The sequence below is a fragment of the Streptomyces roseirectus genome (assembly GCF_014489635.1).
In the GTDB taxonomy this organism is placed as follows: domain Bacteria; phylum Actinomycetota; class Actinomycetes; order Streptomycetales; family Streptomycetaceae; genus Streptomyces; species Streptomyces roseirectus.
The window spans coordinates 235,228-259,160 of record NZ_CP060828.1 but is presented as its reverse complement, the minus strand read 5'-3'; the positions used below and the strand labels follow the sequence as shown (position 1 = coordinate 259,160).

The window sequence follows — 23,933 nt, the reverse complement described above, 5'->3', positions numbered from 1 at the left end:
CCTGCCCCTGCCTGCTCTCGCCCGGCCCGGCCGACTCCGCCCGGTCAGGGTGCCGGCCCCGCGGGAAGCGGTCCCGAACTCCTGGCCCCAACTCCCGTGCATGGGTGCGATAAAACGATTTAGCCTGTTAGTTTGCCCGGAAGGGAACGTGAGGGGAGAGGCGGATCGATGTTGCGCTTGCCCGATCACTGGGTGTGGGACAGCTGGTACGCGCGGGACGACGAGGGACGGCACCACGCCTTCTACCTGAGGGCGTCCAGGGCGCTGCACGACCCCGCGCGGCGGCACAGGCGAGCCTCGATAGGGCATGCGGTCTCCGGGGATCTGCGGAACTGGCGGGTGGCCGCTGATGCGCTGGTGGCCGCCGATGAACCTGCCTGGGACGACCTCGCGACCTGGACGGGGTCGGTGGTGCGGGGGCCGGATCGGCGTTGGTACCTGTTCTATACGGGCGTCAGCAGGGCCGAGGACGGTCTCGTGCAGCGCATCGGCCTGGCCGTCTCCGACGACCTGCACACCTGGCACCGCCACGGTGACAAGCCGCTCGTGGAGGCCGACCCGGCGTGGTACGAACGGCTCGGTGGGGGCGCGTGGCACGAGGAGGCGTGGCGGGACCCGTGGGTGTTCGAGGACCCGGCGGGGGAGGGCTGGCACATGCTGATCACCGCCCGCGCGGCCGACGGCCCGGAGGACGGCCGGGGTGTCATCGGGCACGCCCGCTCCGAGGACCTGCTCACCTGGGAGGTCGGCCCGCCCCTCACGGAGCCCGCCGGCTTCGGACACCTGGAGGTGCCGCAGACGGCGATCGTGGACGGCCGCCCCCTCCTGCTGTTCTGCACCGACACCCCCCACCCCCGCGCCACCGAGGGCCGACTGTGGACGGTCCCCGCCCCCACCCTCACCGGCCCTTGGGACCTGACGCGGGCGCGCCCCGTCCCCTGCCCCGGCCTGTACGCCCCCCGCCTCGTCCCGACCGGCGACAACACCTGGCACCTCATCGGCTTCGTCGACGAACGCGACAAGACCTTCACCGGCGAACTCTCCGACCCCATCCCGGTGCACTGGACCGAGGACGGCGGGCTGCGCCCCCGCTACTGAGGGCCGTGCGAGGCGCGCAGCGCCACCGGCATCGGCACGTGACGGACACCCGGCCCGGCATCGTCGTCGAGCAGCAGCTCCACGGCCGTCCGGCCGAGCCGGTAGTGCGGCAGCCCCACGCTCGTCAGCCCCGGACGCAGCCACCCCGCGAGATCCGAGTCGTCGAACGACACCACGGCCACGTCGTCCCCCACCCGCAGCCCCTTGTCCTGCAACGCCTGGTAAGCCCCCAGCGCGAGCCGGTCGTTGAGACAGACCAGCGCCCGCGGCACGGCCCCCGCGTCGAGCAGCCGCAGCACCTCACGATGGCCGTCCTCGGGCTGCCAGTCGCACTCGGCCACCCCGGCGACCCGCACCCCCGCCCCCGCGAACACCTCCTCGATCCCCCGCATCCGCTCCACCCCGGCCCACACCCCCTCGGGCGTCGCCCGCGTGACATGCCGCCCGCCCACGACATGGACGCCGCCGAGCTGCCCGGCATCCAGCAGCAGCCGCGCCGCGTCCCGCCCGGCGTTCACCTCGTCCGGCAGGACGGACGGCGCCCGGGTGTCCCGCGCCCAGCAGTTCAGCAGAACGACCTTCGCGTCGTGCAGCGCCGGCGGCAGCCGGACCTCGCGGGTGTACATCGCCGCGTACACGAACCCGTCGACCTGCCGGTCCAGCATCCCCTCGACGAGCCGCGTCTCGGTCTGCGGATCCCCCTCGGTCTCCGCGACGAACAGGACGTGCTCCCGCGCGCCGGCCGCGTCCAGCGCGCCGTGGATCACCTCGCCCGCGAACGGCGTCGTCGCGATGGTGTCCGAGATCAGCGCGATCGTCCTCGTCACCGACGTCCGCAGGCCGCGCGCCGTCAGATTGGGCCGGTAGCCGAGTTCGCGCGCGGCCTGCCGCACCCGTTCCTCGGCGTCGCCCGAGATGCGCATGTCCCGGCGGCCGGCCAGGACGAACGAGGCCGTCGTCGGAGACACCCCCGCCCTGCGGGCCACGTCGGACATGGTGACGCGTCGTCGGCTCAAGGCGTTCCTCCTGGCGGTCCCCGCACGGTCCTTGACAGGCTCCGCGGCACAGGCCCATGCTCGCAGCTAAATCTATTTAGCACTGGTGAAATCCCCCTTGGCAAGCCGCACTTGGGACGAGCGGCGCCGAGGCCACCCAAGGCGGCCGCGGCGCTCTTCCCGCAGGCTCTCCCACAGGCAAGGAGTGCTCCATGTACGAAGGCACGACACCGCGCACGGCGGTCCCCCGGCCGCTGCGCGTCCTGCCGGCCGTGCTGCTCCCCCTGGCGCTGCTGGGCGCCGCGTGCAGCGCCCCCGGCTCCGGCGCCCCGGCCGCCGGCCCCGGGGAGACGGCCGTCAGCACCTCCCTGGGGACCGGCAAGGTCACGCTCCAGATGTACGCCGAGACCGGGTTCCCGCTGGCCAAGGCCCTCGCGGACGAGTTCACCCGCCAGCACCCGAACGTCACGTTCAAGGTGCGCGAGGACCAGTTCACCGTCCTCGTCGAGAACGCGCCGCGCGTCCTGGCCGGCGACAACCCGCCCGACGTCATCCGCCTGCCGACCATGGTCGACCTCGTCAAGGACGGCCTGCTCAAGGACCTCGACCCGTACGCCGACGCGTACGGCTGGGACACCTTCCCCGCCGCCCAGCTCGCCCAACTCCGCGTCGACAAGGCTGGACAGCGCGGCGCGGGCCCCCTGTACGGCGTCGGACTCGGCTACAGCGTCACCGGCGTCTTCTACCACAAGGACCTCGCGAAGAAGGCCGGCATGACCCGCCCGCCCGCCACGGTCGCCGAGTTCGAGGACCTGCTGGCGAGGGCGAAACGGGCCGGCGTCCAGCCGATCGTGCAGTTCAACAAGAACACGGCGGGCGTCAACTTCCCCTACCAGGCCCTGCAGAACCAGTTCACCGACCCGGCCGGCGTCAACGCCTGGATCTTCCAGAAGAACGGCGCCACCTTCGACACCCCGGCCTCCCTGAAGGCCGCGCGGACCATCGAGAAGTGGGCGAAGGCCGGGTACTTCACCAAGGACGCCAACGCCATGGACTACACCACCATGGTCGGCGACTTCACCGAGGGCCGGGGCCTGTTCATGTTCAACGGGGACTGGGAGTCGGCGAACCTCGACACGAAGATGCCCGGCGACGCCGGCTTCTTCCTCTTCCCCGGGGAGCGGCCCGGCGCCCGGCACGTGGCGATGTCCTCCCCGAACACCTTCGGCGTCGGCGCCCGCTCGAAACACCCCAACGAGGCCGCCTTCTTCCTCAACTGGCTGCACACCGACCCCAAGGCCCGCCGGATCCTCGTCGACGTCGGCGGCTCCAGCCCCGGCGGACCCGCGGACCTCCCCGTACCGCAGGCCGAGCAGGGCACGCTCCTCGCCTCGACCCTGGCCGCCTCCCAGCGACTCGCCGCCGAGAACGGCGCCGTCGACTTCACCGCCAACGCGACCGGCTCCATCTTCGCCTCCGCCATCACCCCCGAACTCCAGAAGCTGATCGTCGGCCAGCAGACCCCCGAGGGCTATGTGAAGGCCGTGCAGAAGGAGTACGAGAAGGAGCTGTCGCGGTGACGGCCCCCACCGCCCCCGCACGCAAAGCACCCTCCACGCAGTCCCCGCCGCACCCACCCGGCGCGGCCTCCCGCACCCGGCGCCGGACCCGATGGAACGGCTGGCTGTTCGTCCTGCCCGCGCTCGCCGTGTACGGATTCTTCGTCCTCAGACCACTCCTGACGACCTTCCAGTACTCCCTCTACCACTGGGACGGCATCGGCCCCTCGCAGTGGGCCGGCCTCGACAACTACCGCACCGTCCTCACCGACCCCGACCTGCTGGGCATCATCGGCCACGCGTTCGTCCTGATCGTCTTCTTCAGCTTCGTGCCCGTCGTCCTCGGCCTGCTCGTCGCGAGCCTCATCCACCGCGTCAGCACCGGCCCCCTCGGGACGGCCGCCCGCACGGTCCTCTTCCTGCCGCAGGTCATCCCGCTCGTCGCCGCCGGCATCGCCTGGAGCTGGGTCCTCAGCACGACCGGCATGGTCAACCAGGTCCTCGACGCCGTCGGCCTCGGCCGGTACTCCCGCGCCTGGCTGGGGGAGTTCGATACCGCGCTGCCCGCCGTCGGGATCATCGGGGCCTGGGTGATGCTCGGCCTGTGCACGATCCTGCTGGTGACCGGCATGAGCAAGATCGACCCCGCGCTGTTCGAGGCCGCCCGCATCGACGGGGCGGGCGCCGTCCGCGAGTTCTTCGCCGTCACCCTGCCGAGCCTGCGCCGCGAGATCGGCATCTGCCTCACCGTCACGATCATCGCCGCGCTCGCCAGCTTCGACATCGTCTACATCTCCACCAGCGGCGGACCCGGGACCGCGACGACCGTGCCGGGCCTGGAGATCTACCGGCTGGCGTTCGCCCAGCGGCAGGTCGGGCTCGCCTCCGCGCTCGCCGTCGTCCTCATGCTGCTCGTCCTGATCTGCGTGCTGCCGATCCAGCGGCTCTCCCGAGAGGGCAAGTGAATGAACACCAGCCGCCGCGAGGCGATCACCGGCCGGGCCTTCCTCGTCCTGCTGATGATCGTGACCCTCCTGCCGTTCGTCAGCATGCTCTCCGCCGCCCTCCAGCCCCGGGGGACGGTCCCCTCAGGGCTGGAGTGGCCCTCCGACCCCCAGTGGGGGAACTTCGCCGACGCCTTCGACGTCGCGAACATGGGCGCGCTGCTGAGGTCCAGCCTCCTCATCGTCCTCGGCGTCGTCCCCGCGGCCGTCGTCCTCGCGACGATGGCGGGCTTCGGGCTCGGTCACCTGAAGGTGCGCGGCGGGGGTCTCGCCATGGGTGTCCTGCTGCTCGGCCTGACCATGCCGTTCGAGGCGGTCGTCACCCCGATCTACCACCAGGTGCGCGACCTCGGTCTCCTCGACACCCGGTGGGCGATCATCCTCCCGCTCGTCGGGCTCTACATGCCGTTCGCCGTGTACTGGATGCGTGCCCACTTCCTCAACGTGCCCCAGGAGCTGTCCGAGGCGGCCCGCGTCGACGGCGCCTCCACCTGGCAGCTCTTCTGGCGCGTCCACGTCCCCCTCGCCCGCCCCGCCATCTCCTCCCTCACGATCCTGCTGTTCCTGTGGACCTGGAACCAGTTCCTGCTGAGCATCGTGATGGTCGACGACCCCACCAAACGCACGATGGCCGGAGCGCTCGGCGCCTTCCAGGGCCAGTGGGGCACCGACCTCGTCCTTCTGTGCGCGGGCTCCCTCCTCATCCTCACCCCGACCCTCCTCGTGTTCCTCCTCTTCCAACGGCAGTTCGTCAGCGCGCTGTTGCAGGGGGCGGTGAAGGGGTGACGCCTGGAGGCCCGCCAGGGCCGGTGAGTCCTGGCGGGCCTCCCGGGAGGCGGTCAGCCGCTGATGAAGGCCCTGCCGCCGCAGCCGCCGGAGGTCACCCACTCATGGGAGGAGATCCTGTCGTTCGCGTTGTCCCCGTTCGTGAAGGTGTAGCCGCGCAGGTCCCGCAGGGCCACTCCGGGGCCCACGCAGAGGTATCCGCCGGCCCAGGCGTCGCTGCCCCCGGTCAGCCGGTAGAACGCGACTACATCCCTCCCGCCGGTGTAGCCGTTGTTCGCCACGGAGGTGGCGCTGTTGTCGTCGCTGCCCTGGAACGCCCCCGAGCTGTTGCCCCAGTTCGCGTCGTTGCCCTCGGTCGAACCGAGCAGACCCGAGCAGTTGGCGTCCCGCCAGGCGTACACCCTGCCGTTGACACCGGCCGGGGAGCAGTCCGCCAGGACGCGCGCCTGCGCGGCGGGAGCCGCCTGGGCGGCCGTGACCGGCACGGTGAGGCCGAGCGTGGCCAGGAGGACGGCGGCGGCGGTGGCTGTCTTGCGCATGTTCTCTCCTTCGGTCGATCTCCGTCCCGGTGACCGGGACGAACGTCCGCACATCGGTGTGCGGAGGCTTCTGCGGCGGGGCCTCAGCCCCGGGCGCGGTCGGCGCGGGCCAGGGCCTCGCGCTGGAGACGGCCGTAGGCGGCCAGCTCCGTGCGGTACCGGGCGCTCACCCGCGCGAGGTAGACGCGTTTGAGGGCGCGCGCGGTGTCCGCGAGCGCGACGTCGCGGGCACAGCGCGCTTCGGTGACCGCGAGCCCGGACTCGGCGGCACGGGCCTGCGCCTCGGTGAGCCCTTCGGTGAGCGCGGGCAGGGCGGCGCGGACCTCCTGAGGGTCGGCGTAGGAGTGCCCCGCGCGGCGCATACAGGCCGACCAGGCGGTGAGCGCCGTGCCGAACCGCGGGTCCCCGACGAGGTCCGGCACCCACAGAGGTGTGAGGTTCATGGCGACGCCGCTGACCCGGAACCACGTCTCCCGGTCGCCGTAGAGTCGTTGCTGCGCGGTGGCCCGGCAGCCGCCACGGGGCGTCGCGGCCGTCGCGCCGGTGGGCAGCCGCACGGTGAGGACACCGTCCGCCGAAGTGCCGTCAAGGGCGGCCGCGTACGCCGCCCGCCGCGCGCCCGACAGCGACTCCACGTACACCTGGTTGGGGTTGCGCTGCTGCCGGGCGCGCACCACGCGCGGGCTGCGGCTGCCGTAGCCGTGGACGCGGGCCCAGGCGACGTCGTCGAGCACGAAGTCGGCGTGGTACTTCTCCTCGTCCCCGGCCGGCGGCGCGGGCCAGTACCGGAAACCGTGCCCGGCCATGCAGGTGCGGACGAGGCCCGCCTCCGCCCGTTCCAGCCGGTCCAGTTGAGCGGCCGTCAGCTCCGGGGCAGGCGCGGGATCCGACGCCCGGACGGCGCACGCGCTGAGCGCGCCGAGGGCGACGAGCGCGATGAGGGTGTGTCGCACGGATGCTGCTCCCCCGTCGATCGTGGTCGGTCAGGACGCTGTGACCTCAGCTTTCGCCGCCGGCCGATTGTCCGGCAGACCCCTTTCGCCGCTCCGGACAATCCCGTGGCCCCCGGGCGATTGGCGGGACGGCGTCTTGTCCGCAGGCGACGGGGGTTCGTAGCGTCGGGCCGGAGAGCGCCGAGCCGACGGGGGAGTCATGGGGCGTCGTGAACGACCGCTGGACCCGGCGGACGGGCCGGCCGCACGCTTCGCCCACGAACTGCGGAAGCTGCGCAGGGACGCTGGCGGCCTCACCTACCGGGCGATGGCGGCCAAGGCCCACTACTCGACCGCGACCCTCGCGCAGGCCGCCGCCGGGGACCGGCTGCCGTCCCTCGCGGTCGCCCTGGCCTACGCCGGCGCCTGCGGCGGAGACCGCGCGGAATGGGAGCGCCGCTGGCACGAGGCCGCACGGGAGGCCGCCGAGGAGGCCAGGGCCGCCGACGAGGACACCGAGCCGCCGTACCTCGGCCTCGCGCGCTTCGGTGTCGACGACGCCGACCGGTTCTTCGGCCGGGACCAGCTCACCGGCCGGCTGCTGGACCTGGTCCGGCGCAGACACCTGGTGGTCGTGGCCGGCCCCTCCGGCAGCGGCAAGTCCTCCCTGCTGCGCGCCGGACTGATCGCCCGCCTCCAGCAGACCGGCCTTCAGCAGGCCGACCCCCAGCAGACCGGACCGGCCTGGACCGGGCCCGCCGCGATCCGGATTCTCACCCCCGGCGAACACCCCGACCGCACCCATGCCGCCACCCTCGACCCGCACACCGCCCCCAGGGGCACGCTGATCGTGGTGGACCAGCTGGAAGAGGTCTTCACCCTGTGCGCCGACGCCACCGAGCGGCTGCGCTTCCTCGACCGGCTGTGCACCGCCGCCCGGCCCGAACACGGCCTGCGTGTCGTCGTCGCCGTACGCGGGGACTTCTACGGCCACCTCGCCCGGCACCGCCCCCTCGCCGAAGCCGCCCAGGACGCGACGCTGCTGGTCGCCGCGATGAGCCAGGACGAACTGCGCGAGGCCGTCGTGAGACCCGCCGCCCTCGGCGGCCTCGTCGTCGAACGCGCCCTGACCGCCCGCATCACCGACGAGGTCACCGACGAGCCCGGCGGCCTCGCCCTCATGTCGCACGCCCTGCTGGAGACCTGGCACCGCCGCAGGGGCCGCGTCCTGACCGAGGCAGCGTACGACGGCGCCGGCGGCCTCAGAGGCGCCGTCGCCCGCACCGCCGAGGACTTCCACGGCCGCCTCACCCCCGGCCAGGCCGAGACCGCCCGCCGGATCCTGCTCCGCCTGGTCACACCGGGCCAGGGCAGCCAGGACACCCGCCGCCCCGCCGAACGCGCCGAGGTCACCGCGCTCGGCCCCGGCCCGGCGGCCGACGCCGACCTCGTCCTCGAACGCCTCGCCCGCGCCCGCCTCGTCACCCTCGACCGGGACACCGTCGACCTCGCCCACGAGGCCGTCCTCACCTCCTGGCCCCGGCTGCGTGCCTGGATCGACGAGGACCGCGACCGGCTCCGCGTCCAACGCCACCTCACCGAGGCCGCCCGCACCTGGCAGGCGCTCGGCCACGATCCCGGCTCCCTCTACCGGGGTCTGCGCCTCACCCTCGCCGAACAGCACTGCGCCGCGTCCGGCGGACGGGACGACCTCACGCCCCTGGAGCGGCGGTTCCTCACCGCCGGGCTGGCCGCCCGGGACCGCGAACGCGTCCACCGGCGCGCCCGTACTCTCGCGCTGACGCTCCTCCTCGTCCTCAGCCTCCTCGCCGGCCTCGTCGCCTGGCAGCAGAACCAGGCCGGCGAACGCCGCCGCACCGAGGCCGAGGCCCGCCGTGTCGCCGGCGTCGCGGACAGCCTCCGCACGTCCGATCCCCGCACGGCCATGCGGCTCAGCGTCGCGGCCTGGCGCATCGCCGACCTCCCCGAGACCCGCTCCGCGCTCCTCGGGGCCATGGCCCAGCCCGAACAGGACGCGTTCACCGACCCCGACAGCTCCACGGGGACGATGCGGCACCTCAGCGCGGACGGACGGACGCTGGTCAGCGTCGGGGAGCGGGAAGTGGCCCGGTGGGATGTGGGGGAGCGGCGGAAGGTGGCGGTGATGCCGGGGTTGGGGGCGCGGCGGGAGTCGGTGGCGGCGATGCGGGCGGACGGGGGGTGGCTGCCGTTCTTCGTCGACCCGTACGGCCAGATGGCCGGGAAGGTCGCGCTCGTGGACCTGTCCACGGGCAGACAGGACGGCGATGCGCTGGGCCCCGCCGACGAGGGGGTCGAGATGGGGACGAGCGGGCGCAGCCTCATCGCGTACGACCACACCCGGTCCGAGCACCGGGTCCGGCTGTGGGACACGGAGCGCAGGCGAGTCCTGCTCGATATCGGGACGCCGCGTCGAGCGTCCGCCGCAGGTAGGGAACTCACCATCGCCCAGGCATTGCGCAAGGGGAAAGAGAGGAGGACATACCCGGACAGCGCGGGTTACCCGGACGCCACCGTCACCACCGATGACCGCCTGTTGGCGCTGTGCGTCCCGGGACAGCCTCTGCAACTCTGGGACATCGCCGAACGCCGCAGGCTCCCCACGCCGTGGGCTCCTCGCCCCTCGCGGTACCAGTGCCAGAACGAGCGGGTGCACTTCACCCCGGACGGTCACCGACTGGCCCTGGTCACCGAAGACGACGTCCGCGTGTGGGACATCCGGTCAGGCGGGGAAGCGGTGGTCTTCGAAGGAGAGGCGGTGCAGACCATCGCGTTCAGCGAGGACGGCCGGTTCCTGGCGGCAGCCGGCGTCGACGAGATCCAGCTGTGGCGGACGGACACCCCGGATGCCCCCGTCTTCCGGTACGAGCTGCCCGCAGAGGCCGTCAGTGACCTCAGAGTCGACCCGGGAGAAGGCTGGATCCGGTACATCGGCGGACCACTTGGTGACTGGGGATCCGCCGTACGGACCCTCGGTCTCCGCGACGTCTTCACCGACGACTGGCGTCCCGACACGCAGAAGGCGCTCTTCGGCCCCGACGGAAGAACGCTGGCGACAGCCCAGGTCATGGAGAGAACCGGCCATGTCCGCTTCCGTGTCGGCGACGTCGAACTGCCGGCGGTGCCGTGCCGGAAGGTGAGCGCGAACCATCCGAATCACTGCGAGGTGCTCATGGCCTTCAGTTCCGACGGAAGGACTCTCGCCTACGGCGTGAGTGAGAACCCCCTCAGCCTCAAGCCTCCCCCGCGGGTATCGCTGTGGGACATGTCCTGCCGCCGTGTGACAGCCTCACCGCGCCTCGTGAAGGACGATCCCTACGACCAGGACCTGATCGTCTCGCTCGTGTTCGGCCCGCGTGACGCGTCACTGATCACCTCGCAGGTCCCGATGTACGGCGCGACGGACGTCTGGGACCCGGCCCGCAGCACCCTCGTCAAGACCATGCCCCACGTCAACGGGGACCTGGCGCTGCGCCCCAACGGGCGTCTGCTCGTCACCTCCAGCGGCCAGGCGGTCGCCCTGCCCAGCGGCGTGCGTCCGCCCGAGGCACAGAGTCCCGGGCAGACCTCGGCACTCGCCTTCAGCCCGGACGGGCACTACCTGGCCGCCGGGGACGCGTCCGGACGGACCATGCTGTGGGACGGCGGCCTCACCCGCCGGCTGGGTGTCCTCGCCGGGGTCGCGGACAGGTACGTGTCGGCGCTGGCGTTCTCACCCGACGGCAGGATGCTGGCCGTCGGCTTCGAGGACGGCTTCATCCGGCTCTGGGACACCGCCTCCCGCCAGCGCATCGGCCTCCCCCTCCTCACCCCCGGCGACACCGTCCGGGCCCTCGCCTTCAGCCCCGACGGCACGGAACTCCGCGTGGCGGGCGCTCGCACCCCACCGCGCGCCTACGGCCTCGCCCCGGACCGGGCGGCCCGGGACGTCTGCCGGCGAGTGGCCGACGGCCTCTCGGCGGCGGAGTGGCGCCGGCACCTGCCCGGCATCCCGTACCGGCGCACGTGCCCGGACCGGGGGTGAACCGACGGCGGGCCGTGGGAGCGTGGCCAGGTGACCCACCGCAGCCGCGTCGCGGGGGTGTCGGGTCGGATCAGGGCGCCAAGTCCGTCCGTCACCGATGACCCCGGTATGACGGAAACCCGATGCCGTGGCCCTGGGGCGGGGCCGTGCGGCGGTTAGGGTGGCCGTGGCTCCTGGGGAGGGCCAAGTCGGCGGCGGCGAGGGGGCGTTGATGGGCGGCGGGCGTACGGCTGCGGGGGAGCTGAGGGCGAGTCGTCCCCTCGTCGGTCCGGTGTTGTGGGTGCCGCTCGTGCTGTGCGCGGTCCTCGCCGCGACGGTCGTCGCCGTGCTCGGTGTGCTGTTCGCCGGTGACGGGGAGCCCGGCGCGGTGGACGAGCGGATCTGGGCCGCCGTCGAGGGGGTGGGGGAGCCGTGGCGGCGGTTCGCGCTCGCCGTCGACTTCCTGGGGGAGCCCGGGGGAGCGGTGCCGCTGATCGGGGCCGCCGTGCTCGGGTGCCTGGTGGTGCGGCGGCCGAGGGCGGCCGTGCTCGTCGTCGCCGGCACCGGGACGAGTGTCGTCGCGGCGACGCTGCTCAAGCACGTGTCGGGGCGCACCATCCACGGCGCCGGCAACCTGTCCTACCCCAGCGGCCACACCGCCTTCCTCACGGCGCTCGCCCTGGCCGTCGCCCTGCTCGCCGCGAGCCGCCTCGGCCTCGGACGGGCGGCCGGCACGGCACTCGTCCTCGGCTCGGCGCTGGCCGCCGGCGCCCTCATGGGCTGGGCACAGGTCGTCCTCGGCGCCCACTACCCGACCGACGTCCTCGGCGGCTGCTGCACCGCCCTGGCGGCGACCCCGGCGACGGCCTGGGCGGTGGACCGCACGGCGGCCCGACTCCCGGACCGAACCCCCGACACCGGCCCACACCACCCCCGCTGACACCACGCCACCCACCCCACCGCCCCCGGACGAGCCCACTCAAGCCGACCCCCGGAACACCGGCCTCACCCCCCGGCTCCGGACCGCCCCGCTCAGGCCGCCCTCCGGAACACCGCCCGGCCCCCCGGAGCGCCCCGCTCACGCCGGCCTCCGGGACACCGCTTCACCGTCCTGCCCCGGCCCATCCCGCTCAGGCCAGCCTCCGTCACGGCCCTGCCCCCCGGCCCATCCCGCTCAGGCCAGCTTCCGGAACACGGGCCTCACCCTCTGCCCCCGGCCCGCCCCGCTCGGCCGACCCACGAAGCACCGGCCTCACCGCCCGGCCCCGGCCCGCCCTGCTCAGGCCGGCTTCTGGAACACCGCCCGGCCCCGGGCCGCCCTGCTCAGGCTGGCTTCTGGAACACCGCCCGGCCCCGGGCCGCCCTGCTCAGGCCGGCTTCTGGAACACCGCCCGGCCCCGGACCGCCCTGCTCAGGCCGCCCTCCGGAACACCGCCCGGCCCCGGACCGCCCCCCTCACGCCAGCCTCCGGAACACCGGCTTCACCGGCCTCCCCCCGGTCCATGCCCCCGGCCCTCCGCTGTCCAGTGCCTTCCGGTAGACCGCGCACGCCTGACCCACCACCTCGACGGTCCGGTCGATGTCGGCCTCGTCCAGCGCGGCGCTGACCACGAGCGACGGTGCCAGCACCCCGCCCGCGAGCAACTGCCGCAGGAACAGGGTCCGGTAGGGCTGGGAGGGCCGCAGTTCCTCGTCCAGCGTGGCGAAGACGAGGTTGCTGGCCCGCCCCCGCACGACGACGTGGTCACCGACGCCCGCAGCGGCGGCCGCCTCCCGGACCCCGGCGGCCAGCCGTTCCCCGAGGGCGTGCAGCCGGGCCGTTACCCCCTCCTCGGTGTAGATGGCCTGCACGGTCATGGCGGCGGCGAGTGAGTGGGTCTCCGCCCCGTGGGTCGTGGAGAGCAGGAACACCCGCTCGCCGGGGTGGCGCAGCCCGCCCCGTTCCATCAGTTCGCGGCGTCCGGCCAGCGCGGAGACCGCGAACCCGTTGCCGAGGGCCTTGCCGAAGGTGGAGAGGTCGGGGGTGACGCCGTAGAGGCCCTGCGCGCCCGCCTCGGACCAGCGGAACCCGGTGATCATCTCGTCGAAGACGAGGACGCACCCGTGCCGGTGGGCGAGGTCGCGGAGGGCGGCGAGATAGCCGGGCGGCGGCTCGGCGTGGGTGGCCGGCTCCAGGACGAGGCAGGCGATCTCCCCGGCGTGCCGGGCCAGCAGCGCTTCCGTGGCGGCGAGGTCCCCGTACGGGAACGTCACGGTCAGCGCGCCCGTCGCGGACGGCACCCCGGCGGACATCGGCGTCGTCCCGATGAACCAGTCGTCGACGGAGAAGAACGGATGGTCGGCGCAGAGCGCGACGAGGGGGCGCCCGGTGACGGCGCGGGCGAGGCGGACGGCGGCGGTCGTCGCGTCGGAGCCGTTCTTGGCGAACTTGACCATCTCGGCGGTCGGCACTGTCGCGAGGAACCGTTCTGCGGCCTCGACCTCGACGAAGGACGGCCGCACGAAGTTGGTGCCCCGCCCGACCTCCCGTCGCACGGCCTCGACCACCCGGGGGTGGGCGTGCCCGAGGCTGACCGAGCGCAGACCGGAGCCGTACTCGATGTACCGGTTGCCGTCGACGTCCCACACGTGCGCGCCGAGCCCGTGGCTGATGACCGGCGCCAGGTGCTCGGGGTACTGGTCGTCGCCCTTGGCGTAGGTGTGCGCGCCCCCGGGGACCAGGGCGTGCAGCCGCTCGTTGGCGGCCCGGGACCGGGGCAGGCGCGGTTCTCCGGCGTCCATGTCAGCCCTCCCTGCGCTTGAGCACGTCGGCGAGGCTCGGTGCCTCGCGGTCGCGCCGGGACACCGAGGTGGCCGGCAGTGGCCAGGGCACGGCGAGTTCGGGGTCGTCGAACGCGATCGTGACGTCCTCGGACGGGTCGTGCGGCCGGTCGATGCGGTACGAGACGTCGGCGGTCTCGGTGAGCGCCTGGAACCCGTGCGCGCACCCCGCCGGGACGTACAGGGTCACCTGCGTCTCCCCGGACAGCTCGACGTGCGCCTGCCCCAGGTAGGTCGGCGAGTCGGGGCGCAGGTCGACGACGACGTCGAAGACCCGCCCGTAGGAGCACCGCACGAGCTTCGCCTCCCCGGCGCCCGAGCGCAGGTGCAGCCCGCGCAGCACGCCCCGCACCGACCGCGACAGGCTGTCCTGCACGAACGCGTCCGGGTCGAGGCCCACCGAGCGGACCACCTCGGCGTCGAACGTGCGGCAGAAGAAGCCGCGTTCGTCGGCGTACGGCGTCGGCTCGAACAGGAACGCGCCGGCGATCGCCGGTACTTCGGTCGCTTTCACGAAACCTCCGCAGGAAACAGGGCCATGGTCAGGGCGGTGAAGTGCGCGTCGAGTTCCCGGGCGGCGGCGAGGTTGCGCTCGGCGAGGACCCGCCGCAGGTCGGGGGCGTTCTTCTCCAGCTCCCGGAACCGCGCGAGCAGCCGCTCGGCGTCGACCTCGTCGGCCGGGTGGCAGTACGCGGCCAGCCCCATGCGGTCCATGAGCGCGCCGCTCTTCGCCGCGTAGGTGAGGGCGAGCGTCGGGGTGCCGGCCCGCAGCGCGCAGATCAGGTTGTGGTATCGGGTCGCGACGACGGCGCCGGCGGCGGCCGTCTCCTTCATCAGGTCGGCGAGCGACGCCGTCTCGGCGGCGCTGACCAGCGGCGAGTCCACCGCGCCGAGGATCGTCTCGACCACGGCCGCGTCGACGCCGTCCCCGGTGAGCAGCCGCACCGGCCTGCCCTCGGCGACCAGCGCGCGCACGAACCGGACCGTCCCGTCGAGATAGCGCCGGTGGATCTCCTCGGCGCGCGCCCGGTCGTCGTTGCCGCCGTGGAAGGCCATCACGCCGACGCAGACGACGTCCGACGGCGGGCCTGCGGGCGGCGCCGGCAGGGCGAACGCCAGGTCGGGGTGGACCGCGTCGCGCGAGGTGTCCACGCCCATCGCCCGCATCGCCTCCCGCGAGAGGTCGTCGCGGTAGGAGCGGTGGGCCGCGAGCCGCGCCGACCAGCGCACCAGCGTCCGCACCGGCCGGCTCCCGATGCGGGCGGCCCCGACCCCGACCAGCGCGACCGGCGTCCGCGTCAGCCGCCCGCTCGCGCACAGCAGGAACAGCGCGTACGGGAACCCCCAGGGCCGCAGCGGCAGCGTCGCCTCCAGGACGCCCATGCCCGGCACGATCACCACGTCGTGCCGGCGCACCCAGGCGGCGGTGCGGACGGCGTCGACGAGCTTCCCGATCCCTTTGCCGACGACCGCGCCCGCGCGGGACGCCGTCCGGTACTCGCCCCGGTACCAGTGCAGCCGCGTCGCCGGGATCCCGAACCGCGCGGACACGGCCTCGGGCCCGCCGCACAGCGCGTCCACGACCGCGTCCGGGCGCGCGGCACGCAGGTACCCGAGCAGCGCTTCGAGGGACCCGTCGTTGCCGAGGTTCCCGGAGCCGAGCAGCCCGAACACGCCGACGCGCACGGGGCGTTGCCGGGACGGCCGGTGAGTGCGAGACCTCACGTCCCCCGCCCCTCCCGGCCCGCGACCAGCGCGTCCACCGACACCGTCAGCGACGCCGGATCGACCGGCGCCCGGTCCTCCACCCGCTCCCCGGCGCCCGGCCGCGCCCTGCTGCTCATCCACGCCGCCAGATGCCTGTAGCAGGCCCGCCGGTCCGCCGCGGACAGCGGCGCCCGCCGGATCGCCGAGACGAACCCCCACACGTACTCGGCGAGCAGCCGGGGCGTCGGATGCAGCAACCCCGCCCGGCGCGGATCCAGGTTGACGCACCGGGACCGCTTCGAGGGGTTCGCCCGCTCGGCCCGCGTGGGATGGTCGCGCCGGAAGTACAGCAGCTCCGGCACCTGGTGGAAGGGCCCGCTGAGGACGAGCTGGGCGACGAACGTGCGGTCCGCGTGGTGGTAGCTGTCGTGCGGCTTCACACGGCGCAGCACGTCGGCGCGCATCACGCCGTAGAAGTCGTCGCCGCCGGCCTCGAACAGGAAGCTGCGGAACCGCTCCGGCGCGTGCGGGGAGGCGGTCGCGAGCGTGTACGCGTAGGGCACGGTCACCCGGCCGTCGCCGTCGATGACGGCCTGGTCCGCGTGGGCGAGGATCACCTCGGGCCGCTCGTCCAGCGCCTCGACGCAGCGCCGCAGCAGGTCGCGGGCGTACAGGTCGTCGTGCGAGGCCCACTTGAAGAGTTCGCCGCGGCACTGGGTGAACACGTAGGTGTGGTTCGGGGCCGCGCCGATGTTGCGGGGCAGCCGCAGGTAGCGGATACGGGAGTCCTTCGCGGCGTACCGGCGGCAGACGTCCTCGGTGCCGTCGGTCGAGGCGTTGTCGGAGACGACCAGCTCGAAATCCTCGTACGTCTGCCCGAGCAGCGCGTCGAACGACTCGGCCAGGTACTCCTCGCCGTTGTAGACGGGCAGGCCGATGCTCAGCCTGGGACGGTCGGTCATCAGGTCCTCGATTCGGGAACTTCAGGAGTTTCGGGATCGGTGTCGGGGCGGTGCGCGCGCAGGGCGGAGCGCAGTTGGAGCCACCACACGGCGGAGGCGCTGAGCGTCGCGGCGGCGACCCCCCAGGCCGAGCCGACCGTGCCGGCCAGCGCGGCGCCGCCGAGGCCGCCCCCGGCGTAGGCGGTGGAGGCGTAGAGCTGGCAGCGCAGGCTGCGGCGGGCGGCGCCGAGGGCGCGCAGCCCGGCCGCCGCGCCGGTGCCGAGCCCGGCGCCCGCGACCCCCAGGGTGATCGGCACGATCAGCTCGGACGCGGACTGCCAGACGTCACCGAGGGCGAGTTCACCCACCCGGCCCGGCATCAGCAGCAGCGCCCCGCCCCACAGCAGCGCCGCGCCGGCCTGCCCGCCGCCCAGCAGGAGACAGAACCGGCCCAGCCGGTGCGGCGCCCGGCGCAGGACCCGCGCCGCCTCCGGGACGGTCACCAGCGACAGGCCCATGAGGACGGCGAGGAACGGCCCGAGCAGCAGCTCCGCGCCCCGCACCGCCCCCACCGCGCCGACCCCGACGATCACGCCGAGCCCGTACGCCCGCACCTGGCTCGCCCCACTGAGGCTGACGTTCTCCACCAGGTACCGGTAGCCGAGGTCGCGCTGCTCGCGCAGCCACCCGCGCGCCTGACCGACCCGGGGCCGCACCCCGCACTGCACGACGCCGTACCCGGCCGCGACCGCCGCCGACGCCCCCCACGCCAGCACGAACGCGCCCACGCCGCCCACCCGAGCCGCGATCAGCAGGGCCGGGACGAGCGCTAGCGCCCACACGACGTCGTTGACGAACGCCTTGCGCCCGGCGCCCGCCGCGAAGAACGAGAACCGCCACGCGTCCTGGAGCAGCAGCCCCGGCAGCAGGACGCCCAGACACGCGAACGCCGCTCCCACCTGCCCGCCGAGCGCGAGCCCCGTCACCAGGCACACCGCGCCGAGGAGAGTCCCCACCCCGAGCGCCGTCCCCGTCGCACGGGCCACCGCGCGCCGCCAGGACCACTCCGGCACACCGCTGAACCGCACCACGAGCGGATCGGTGGCCAGCCCCCGGGACACGTTCAGCACCACGCCGTAGGTCACCCAGGCCAGGCTGAACACCCCGAACGCGGTCACCCCCAGCGAGCGGGCCACGTAGACGCCCACCACGAAGTTGGAGACGCTGGACGCCGCCTGGTCCGCCAGCCCCCACGACAGCCGCCCGACCAGGGCCCGCCGGGCGGACCTGGCAGGCTCGGCGGACTTCGCGGACCCGGCCCCGGTCGTGGCGCGCACCGCCGTCACGCCTTGATCAGCCCGGCGCCGCACAGGGCGTCGGCCGCCGCGGCGACGGTGTCGAACGCCAGCCCCGAGCGCTCGGCGACATCCAGCAGACCGTGCTCCCCGTCCGCGAGGCTCAGCACCCAGAGCATCGCCATCTGGGCCTGTTTCGCGTCACTGCGCCCGCCCAGCGCGTCGTACAGCCCGCGCCGCCCCAGCTGCGGCTCCCCGTACGGGCTGAGGTTGACGTAGCGCCGGTTGCGGTCCAGCACCGCGAACGCCTCCCGGCACACGGCGAGCGTGTCGGCCATCGCCGCCGGTGAGACGAAACCGAGGTCGTCCGCCGACGTGTGGTACTCGGGATACCCCGCGTACGGGGTCCGGCTGAGCGAGCCCACACCCAGGTCGAACCCGGGGGAGCAGTACTGGCGTTCGTCGTACCCGTACGGGGTGAACTCCGTGACGCGGTGCGGGCGCCCGGAGGCGGCCAGGACGTGCCGCAGCACCTGGTCGATCTCGGCGTCGCCGCGCCGGGACCGCTTGTACGTCAGCTGCCCCGCGTCCCCGGCGCAGGCCAGCACCAGGCCGTGCCTGACCTTGTCGACGTGGTCCGCGTTGCGGGCCAGCCAGGTGATCGCGCCGATCGTGCCGGGCGCGAAGACGAACCGGTACGTGTAGTACGGGTTGCCCTCGGCCAGCGCGCGGGCCAGGTACGTCGCCACCGCGATCCCGGCGAGGTTGTCGTTGGCCAGCGACGGATGGCAGACGTGGCAGGAGACGATCACCTCGTCGGCGACCTGACCGGGGATCACGTGCTCGGCGTAGGTGAGGTGGCCGTCGGCCAGCGTCGAGTCGATCCGCACCTCGTAGTCGCCGTCCGGCAATGCGTCCAGCGTCTCCTGGGCCAGGCAGAAACCCCAGGCGGGCTGGTAGTAGCTGGTGCGGTACGGCACCCAGGAGGGATGCTCAGGCAGCGTGTGCAGGTGGGCGCGGAGCTCCGCCAGCGGCATCGTCCGGTGCACCGGCACGCTGTAGCCGAGCACGTGCAGGCTCGACGCGGCGAAGTCGACGACGCGCCGGCCGTCCGCGTCGGCGACGTACGCGTCCCGGATGTTCCACTCCTGCGGGATCGTCCAGTCCAGGACCTGCGTGCCGGTCGGCACCTCGTGCACGGTCAGCGGGAGGAGTTCGCCGACGATCTCCAAGGTGGCGCGCACCCCGTCGCCGGTGATGCTGCGGCACAGCGGGTACAGCCGCTCCACCAGCGCGTACATGTCGTCGCCGGGCCCGCTCACCGGCGCCACCGCAGCGTCTCGTCCACCGCGCCCTCCTCGGACGCCGCGCGCAGGACCGCGAGGCGGGTGAAGCGCTGCTCGAAGTCCTCCCGCGTCAGCTCGAACGACCGGTAGGCGTCGGCGAGTTCGAGCGCGCCGCGTTTCACCGTCCACTCGTAGTCGAACCCCGGGAGAGCTTCCCGGAAGCGGGAGAAGTCGACCCGGTAGGAGCGCGGGTCGGCGCCGTTCTCCCCGGTGATCACGACCTTCGCGCCGGCCACCGCCTCGGCGACTTGCCCGGCGATCTCGGCGACGGTCACGTTGTTGACCTCGCTGCCGATGTTGAACGCCCGGTCGTGCACCGCCTCGCGCGGCGCCTCCAGCGCGGCGGTGAACGCCCGCGCGATGTCGGCGGCGTGCACCAGCGGACGCCACGGCGTGCCGTCCGAGAGCACCAGCACCTCACCGGACAGCAGCGCGTGCCCCACCAGGTTGTTCAGCACGATGTCGGCACGCAGCCGGGGCGAGTAGCCGAACGCGGTCGCGTTGCGCAGGTAGACGGGGCTGAAGTCGCCGTCGGCCAGCGTGTGCAGGTCGTCCTCGACCCGCACCTTCGACTCCGCGTACGGCGTCACCGGGCGCAGCGGCGCGTCCTCGCCGACCAGCGCGTCACCGCCCGCCGCGCCGTACACCGAGCAGGTCGACGCGTACAGGAACCGCTTCACCCCGGCGTCCCGGGCGAGCCGGGCCAGGCGCACGGACGCGTGGTGGTTGATGTCGTAGGTGAGCTGCGGGGCCAGCGAGCCCAGCGGATCGTTGGAGAGGGCGGCCAGGTGGATCACGGCGTCGACACCGGCGACGTGCTCGGCGGTGACGTCACGCAGGTCGACGCGGTGCCCCGGCGGGTCGGCGGGCGCCGGGCCCAGGACGCAGCCGGCGAACAGGCCGGCGTCGAGGCCGGTGACCTCGTGGCCGGCCGCCGCGAGGACCGGGGCCATCACGGTGCCCAGATAGCCCTGGTGCCCGGTCAGCAGTACGCGCACAGTTCATTCCCCCAGGTCGAGAGTGAGTTTGGTGACGGCGAACGCCTCCGCGTAGCGGGCGTGGCATTCGATGCCGCGGATCCGGGCGAGGCCGAGGAACGCCTCCCGGTCGTACCAGGGCCGGTGGCGCTGCGAGGGATAGTGCTCCTGGAGCAGGGCCACCTTGCGTTCGGCGGTCTCCGGTGACAGCGGCTGGTAGGCGGCGGGGCGGCCGAGGTCGCCGTCCCACTTGACGATCTCGTAGCCGAGGACGAGGTGGTCGCGGAACGCCGTCGACATGAGCTTGGCCAGGCAGCGGTGGTCCTGGTGGGCGTCGTCGGTGCGCGGGGCCAGCACCAGGTCCGGTTCGGTGCGGGCGCGCAGCTCCTCGACGGCGCCCTTCGCCTCGTCCCAGTGCGCGGGCACCCGGCCGTCCGGCAGTTTCAGGACCGTCAGGCGCAGGTCGGCGCCCGGACAGAACGCGGCGAGCGCGGCCCGCTCCTCCAGCTCGCGCGGACCGCCGCCGCCGGACAGGACCAGCGCGTCCACCCGCAGGCCGGGACGCCCCTGGCACAGGGCGAGGAGGGTGCCGCCCGCGCCGATCGCGATGTCGTCGCAGTGCGCGCCCACCGCGACCACCCGCTCCAGGGGCCCGGCGCCGAGCCGGATCACACCCGCTCCCACACGGCCCACGGACGCCGGCCGCGCGCATACGCCTCGTCGAGGGCGGCCCGCTCCTTCACCGTGTCCGTCGGCTTCCAGAACCCCCGGTGCTGGTGCGCCACCAGCCGCCCCCGCTTGGCGAGTTCCGCGCACCCGTCGGCGACCAGGTCACCGCCCTCCGGGATGTGGTCGAAGACCTCCTGACGCAGCACGAAGTAGCCGCCGTTCTCCCACAGCGGCAGCTCGCTCACCGGGGTGATGCCGCCCACCAGTCCGTCGTCGCCCAGGTCCACGCAGTGGAACGACGACTGCGGCGGCACCACCATCATCGACGCCCCCGCGTCCCGCGCCGCGAACTTCTCGATCATCTCCGGCAGCGGGGCGTCGGTGAGGACGTCCGCGTAGTTGGCGAGGAACATCTCGTCGCCGTCCAGGTGCTCGCGCACCCGCCGCAGCCGCTCCCCGATCGGTGACTCGACGCCGGTCTGCACGAACGTGATCGTCCACGACGCGATGTCCGTCGACAGCAGCTCGGTGCGCCCGCCGCGCAGCACGAAGTCGTTGGACGTCGTCTCCTCGTAGTGCAGGAAGAAGTCCTTGATGTGGTGCGCCCCGTAGCCCAGGCACAGGATGAACTCGGTGTGCCCGAAGTGCGCGTAGTAGCGCATCACGTGCCAGATCAGCGGCCGGGGACCGACCATCGCCATCGGCTTGGGCACGTCGTCGGAGGCACCGCTGCGCATCCGCATCCCGTAACCGCCGCAGAACAGTACGACCTTCATGAGGTGCCCCCGACAACGCTCAGTTCCGGTATGGGAAAGACGAGCCGCCCGCCCCACGCGTGGACGAACGACAACTGCTCGGTCAGTTCGGCGCGCAGGTTCCACGGCAGGACCAGCACGTAGTCCGGCTTGTCCGCGGCGATCCGCTCCGGCGCCAGGATCGGGATACGCGCGCCCGGCGTGAACCGGCCGTGCTTGTAGGGGTTGCGGTCGACGGTGTACGGCAGCAGGTCGGGGCGCACCCCGCAGTGGTTGAGCAGGGTGTTGCCCTTGCCCGGCGCCCCGTACCCGACGACCGTCTCCCCGCGCTCGGCCGCGTCGATCAGGAACCGCAGCAGATCGCGGCGCACCTTCGCCACCCGCGCCGAGAACTGCGTGTACCCGGACAGCTCCTGGAGCCCGGCGGCCTTCTCCCGGTCCAGGACCTCGGCGACTCTCCGCGACGGCTCACCGGCCACCTCCGCCGGGCGCGCCCACAGCCGGATCGACCCGCCGTGCGTGGGCAGCAGCTCCACGTCGACGAGCGTGAGCCCGCCGCTGGCCAGCGCCCGGATCGCGGCGGCGACCGAGTAGTACTGGAAGTGCTCGTGGTAGATCGTGTCGTACTGGTTCTCCTCGATCAGCGTCAGCAGGTGCTGCACCTCGATCGACACCCAGCCGTCGTCGGCGACCAGCGCGCGCAGCCCCCGCGTGAAACCGACGACGTCGGGGATGTGCGCGTACACGTTGTTGGCGACGACGAGATCGGCGGGCCCGTGCTCGGCCCGTACCTCCGCCCCCGTCCGCGGGTCGAGGAACGCGGTCAGCGTCGGCACCCCCGCCTCGCGCGCGGCGGCGCCCACGTTCACCGACGGCTCGACGCCCAGGCAGCGGATCCCCCGGTCCACCACGTGCTTCAGCAGATATCCGTCGTTGCTCGCGACCTCGACCACGAACGCGTCGGGCCCAAGCCCCAGCCGCCGCACGGCGCCGTCGACGAAGGCGCGCGCGTGCTCCACCCACGACGTCGAGTACGAGGAGAAGTACGCGTACTGCGTGAACGTCTCCTCCGGTGTGATCAGCGGCGGGATCTGCGCGAGCCAGCACTCCGTGCACACCCGCAGGTGCAGCGGGTACGCCGGTTCGGGCCGGTCCAGTTCGTCCGCGGCGAGGAAGCTCTCGCACGGCGGTGTCGCCCCCAGGTCGACGACGCTCGCGAGCGCCGCCGAACCGCAGAGCCGGCATCCTGTCATTTCTGTTGCCCCCCAAGTGATCCGGTCCGCCCCGCGATCGCGGCGCGGTACCCCTCCAGCAGGCGCTCCAGCCCGACGGCCGGACTGAAGCCCTGTTCGTAGCGGTGCCGGGCCGCCCGGCCCAGCTCCCTGCCGAACGCAGGGTCGGACGTGATCCGGCGCAGACACGCGGCGAGCGAGCCGGACTCGCCCGGCCGGTGCAAGAGCCCCGTGACCCCGTCCTCGATCAGCTCGACGAAGGACCCGTGGCCCGCGGCGACGGCCGGCACCCCGGCCGCCATCGCCTCCACGACGACCAGCCCGAACGTCTCCAGCCACGTCGACGGCGCCACCACGGCGACCGCCCGCGCGACGGCGTCCTGACACTGGGCCGTGTCGTACAGGCCGGCGAAACGCACGTCGTCCCGGCCCGCCGCCCACGCCCGCACCTCCGCCTCCAGCGGCCCCGTCCCGGCGATCACCAGCGGCACGCCCACCCCGCCGCCGGCGGCGAGGCCGTCCCACGCGGCCATCAGCAGCCGCAGGCCCTTGGCCTCGGCGAGCCGCCCCAGATACAGCACGTGCTCCCCGGGCCCGCTGCGGCAACTCCCCGGATCGGGCACGAAGTTGTGCTTCACCGCCAGCAGCCCTGCGGGCATCCCGGAGCGCACCAGGACCTCGCGCTGCGCCGCCGAGATGCAGAAGAACCGCTCCACCCCCGACCACCAGCGCCGCCGGTTGACCGACAGGCTCACCGCGAGCGGCACCGTCGCCAGCCGCGACCCCCGGTAGCAGCCGTGTCGCACGGCGGGCAGCGGCGAACCCCCGACGCACTCCGCGCACGGGCGGCCGTCGCGCTGGAGCGTGCCCGGCGGACAGACCTGCGTGTAGTTGTGCAGCGTCGCCACCGCCGGCACCCCGGCGTCCGCGCAGGCCGCCAGCACCGCCGGCGACAGCAGCGGGAACACGTTGTGGACGTGCACCACGTCCGGCCGCGCCGCCCGCAGTCGCGCGGCCAGCTCCTTGCGGACGCCCGGGTTCCACGGCACCAGGAACGGCAGCGCCGCCTTGCCCGGCAGGGACCGGCCCGGGATGTCGTCGCTGCGCCGCTCGAACACCTCGACCCGGTGCCCGGCCCCGCGCAGCAGCGCCACCTCCTGGTCGACGACCCTGTTCTCCCCGCTCGGCTGCGCCGACGCGTACCGGTTGTGCACCACGAGGACGTGCATGCTCACG

General features: G+C 73.6%; 20 protein-coding genes. 6 read left to right on the top strand and 14 right to left on the bottom strand.

The genetic code is table 11. The features are described from left to right. Nucleotides 1–168: 168 nt before the first annotated feature. Nucleotides 169–1,098, top strand: coding sequence for a glycoside hydrolase family 68 protein (locus IAG44_RS00865; protein WP_187745201.1), 930 nt, complete (start codon nucleotides 169–171; stop codon nucleotides 1,096–1,098). Here the strand turns inward: IAG44_RS00865 and IAG44_RS00860 are convergent. Continuing rightward, nucleotides 1,092–2,114, bottom strand: coding sequence for a LacI family DNA-binding transcriptional regulator (locus IAG44_RS00860; RefSeq protein ID WP_246561347.1), 1,023 nt, complete (start codon nucleotides 2,112–2,114; stop codon nucleotides 1,092–1,094). The two genes, IAG44_RS00865 and IAG44_RS00860, sit on opposite strands and share 7 nt — an antisense overlap. Before the next feature lie 191 nt (nucleotides 2,115–2,305). Here IAG44_RS00860 and IAG44_RS00855 point away from each other — a divergent pair, with 191 nt between their 5' ends. Genes IAG44_RS00855 through IAG44_RS00845 form a run of 3 tightly spaced genes read left to right on the top strand, consistent with a single transcriptional unit; the run spans nucleotide 2,306 to nucleotide 5,442 of the window. Then, complete coding sequence (locus tag IAG44_RS00855; protein WP_187745200.1) at nucleotides 2,306–3,673, top strand: extracellular solute-binding protein; 1,368 nt, start codon at nucleotides 2,306–2,308, stop codon at nucleotides 3,671–3,673. Next, complete coding sequence (locus IAG44_RS00850) at nucleotides 3,670–4,617, top strand: carbohydrate ABC transporter permease (RefSeq protein WP_246561345.1); 948 nt, start codon at nucleotides 3,670–3,672, stop codon at nucleotides 4,615–4,617. The genes IAG44_RS00855 and IAG44_RS00850 overlap by 4 nt, the downstream gene beginning before the upstream one ends. Continuing rightward, nucleotides 4,618–5,442, top strand: coding sequence for a carbohydrate ABC transporter permease (locus IAG44_RS00845; RefSeq protein ID WP_187745199.1), 825 nt, complete (start codon nucleotides 4,618–4,620; stop codon nucleotides 5,440–5,442). It begins immediately after the preceding gene. 53 nt (nucleotides 5,443–5,495) lie between these two features. Here IAG44_RS00845 and IAG44_RS00840 read toward each other — a convergent pair whose 3' ends face one another. Both IAG44_RS00840 and IAG44_RS00835 read right to left on the bottom strand, forming a co-directional pair. Further along, on the bottom strand, nucleotides 5,496–5,981 hold the full coding sequence (locus IAG44_RS00840) for a hypothetical protein (protein ID WP_187745198.1): 486 nt from the start codon (nucleotides 5,979–5,981) through the stop codon (nucleotides 5,496–5,498). A gap of 83 nt (nucleotides 5,982–6,064) precedes the next feature. Then, on the bottom strand, nucleotides 6,065–6,934 hold the full coding sequence (locus tag IAG44_RS00835; RefSeq protein WP_187745197.1) for a hypothetical protein: 870 nt from the start codon (nucleotides 6,932–6,934) through the stop codon (nucleotides 6,065–6,067). 199 nt (nucleotides 6,935–7,133) lie between these two features. Between IAG44_RS00835 and IAG44_RS00830 the strand changes: the two genes are divergently transcribed. Next, on the top strand, nucleotides 7,134–10,976 hold the full coding sequence (locus IAG44_RS00830) for an nSTAND1 domain-containing NTPase (protein ID WP_187745196.1): 3,843 nt from the start codon (nucleotides 7,134–7,136) through the stop codon (nucleotides 10,974–10,976). 211 nt (nucleotides 10,977–11,187) lie between these two features. After that, nucleotides 11,188–11,895 carry a phosphatase PAP2 family protein gene (locus IAG44_RS00825; RefSeq protein WP_187752435.1) on the top strand — a complete coding sequence of 236 codons (708 nt, stop codon included), beginning with the start codon at nucleotides 11,188–11,190 and terminating at the stop codon, nucleotides 11,893–11,895. 515 nt (nucleotides 11,896–12,410) lie between these two features. Here IAG44_RS00825 and IAG44_RS00820 read toward each other — a convergent pair. The 11 genes from IAG44_RS00820 to IAG44_RS00770 are packed head-to-tail and all read right to left on the bottom strand — an operon-like array spanning nucleotide 12,411 to nucleotide 23,926. Further along, nucleotides 12,411–13,736: a glutamate-1-semialdehyde 2,1-aminomutase gene (locus IAG44_RS00820; RefSeq protein ID WP_187745195.1), complete on the bottom strand. Its 1,326-nt coding sequence runs from the start codon at nucleotides 13,734–13,736 to the stop codon at nucleotides 12,411–12,413. Between the two features lies 1 nt (nucleotide 13,737). After that, entirely contained in the window at nucleotides 13,738–14,289 is a 552-nt protein-coding gene (gene rfbC, locus IAG44_RS00815; RefSeq protein ID WP_187745194.1) for a dTDP-4-dehydrorhamnose 3,5-epimerase, read from the bottom strand. Then, nucleotides 14,286–15,500 (bottom strand): polysaccharide pyruvyl transferase family protein, encoded by a 1,215-nt coding sequence (locus IAG44_RS00810; RefSeq protein WP_246561344.1) that lies wholly within the window; start codon nucleotides 15,498–15,500, stop codon nucleotides 14,286–14,288. Before IAG44_RS00810 ends, rfbC begins: the two co-directional genes overlap by 4 nt. After that, the gene (locus IAG44_RS00805; RefSeq protein WP_187745193.1) at nucleotides 15,497–16,444 is read right to left on the bottom strand and encodes a glycosyltransferase family 2 protein; all 948 of its coding nucleotides are present in this window, start codon (nucleotides 16,442–16,444) and stop codon (nucleotides 15,497–15,499) included. Before IAG44_RS00805 ends, IAG44_RS00810 begins: the two co-directional genes overlap by 4 nt. Further along, on the bottom strand, nucleotides 16,444–17,769 hold the full coding sequence (locus tag IAG44_RS00800) for an MATE family efflux transporter (RefSeq protein WP_425508416.1): 1,326 nt from the start codon (nucleotides 17,767–17,769) through the stop codon (nucleotides 16,444–16,446). The genes IAG44_RS00805 and IAG44_RS00800 overlap by 1 nt, the downstream gene beginning before the upstream one ends. After that, complete coding sequence (locus tag IAG44_RS00795) at nucleotides 17,766–19,019, bottom strand: DUF4910 domain-containing protein (RefSeq protein ID WP_425508509.1); 1,254 nt, start codon at nucleotides 19,017–19,019, stop codon at nucleotides 17,766–17,768. The genes IAG44_RS00800 and IAG44_RS00795 overlap by 4 nt, the downstream gene beginning before the upstream one ends. A 17-nt stretch (nucleotides 19,020–19,036) precedes the next feature. Further along, nucleotides 19,037–20,062, bottom strand: coding sequence for an NAD-dependent epimerase/dehydratase family protein (locus IAG44_RS00790; protein ID WP_187745190.1), 1,026 nt, complete (start codon nucleotides 20,060–20,062; stop codon nucleotides 19,037–19,039). A 3-nt stretch (nucleotides 20,063–20,065) separates the two neighbouring features. After that, on the bottom strand, nucleotides 20,066–20,713 hold the full coding sequence (locus IAG44_RS00785; RefSeq protein ID WP_187745189.1) for a PIG-L deacetylase family protein: 648 nt from the start codon (nucleotides 20,711–20,713) through the stop codon (nucleotides 20,066–20,068). After that, nucleotides 20,710–21,486 (bottom strand): sugar phosphate nucleotidyltransferase, encoded by a 777-nt coding sequence (locus IAG44_RS00780; RefSeq protein ID WP_187745188.1) that lies wholly within the window; start codon nucleotides 21,484–21,486, stop codon nucleotides 20,710–20,712. Before IAG44_RS00780 ends, IAG44_RS00785 begins: the two co-directional genes overlap by 4 nt. Continuing rightward, on the bottom strand, nucleotides 21,483–22,718 hold the full coding sequence (locus IAG44_RS00775) for a class I SAM-dependent methyltransferase (RefSeq protein WP_187745187.1): 1,236 nt from the start codon (nucleotides 22,716–22,718) through the stop codon (nucleotides 21,483–21,485). The genes IAG44_RS00780 and IAG44_RS00775 overlap by 4 nt, the downstream gene beginning before the upstream one ends. After that, a complete protein-coding gene (locus tag IAG44_RS00770; protein ID WP_187752433.1) occupies nucleotides 22,715–23,926 on the bottom strand; it encodes a glycosyltransferase in 1,212 nt (403 codons plus the stop codon). Before IAG44_RS00770 ends, IAG44_RS00775 begins: the two co-directional genes overlap by 4 nt. Between the last annotated feature and the right edge of the window lie 7 nt (nucleotides 23,927–23,933).